1 protein-coding gene is annotated in these 671 nt (G+C 72.3%); it reads right to left on the reverse strand.

What is annotated here, in order from left to right; all coding sequences use genetic code 11:
* Positions 1-42 precede the first annotated feature (42 nt).
* A partial coding sequence (locus CCN37_RS37270; RefSeq protein WP_371505686.1) for a GntR family transcriptional regulator occupies positions 43-671 on the reverse strand: 629 nt, incomplete at its 5' end.

The following is a 671-nucleotide window of genomic DNA, read 5'->3' on the forward strand; positions in this document are numbered from 1 at the left end:
ACTGTGGCCGGTGCGCGCGGCGAAGCGGCCGGCACCACCCACTCAGCCCAAGAACGCGCGTTCCGGCAGGTCAAGGTAGGTCAACAGTTGGTCACGGACGCGGTGCAGGTGCGTCCGCATCGTCTCCGCGGCCAGCTCGGGGTCGCCCGCCTCGATCGCCTCGACCAGCCGGTCGTGATCATCGAGCGAGGCCGAGGAGTGCGCGGGGTCGACCGGGGTGGTGGTGCGCAACAGGATCACCTGCTGCTGCACGAGGTGGACCTGCGAGGTGATCAACGGGCTCCGCGCGGCCTGCAACAGCCCGCCGTGGAAGTCCAGGTCGAGCCGGTAGGGGAAGCGCCGCCCCGATTCGAAGCCCGCGCGGGCGTTGGCGCTGCGCCTGCGCAACTCCTCGACGTCGGCCTCGGTGCGCCGCAACGCCGCGAACCTGGACGCCTCGCCCTCCAGCGCGACGCGCAGCTCGAACAGCGCGTGCACCTGCTCGGCGTCGGCCTTGGGCACGTAGGCGCCGCGATTGGTCCGCAGCACCAGCAAGCCCTCGCTCGTCAGGTGCCGGATCGCCTCGCGGACGGGGCCGCGGCTGATGCCGAAGCGGGTGGCCAGCTCGACCTCGTTGACCCGGGCGCCCGGCGGGATCTCGCCGGTGAGCACCAGCTCGCGCAGCACCTGGA

This window comes from Allokutzneria sp. NRRL B-24872, assembly GCF_002155965.1.
Lineage (GTDB): Bacteria > Actinomycetota > Actinomycetes > Mycobacteriales > Pseudonocardiaceae > Allokutzneria.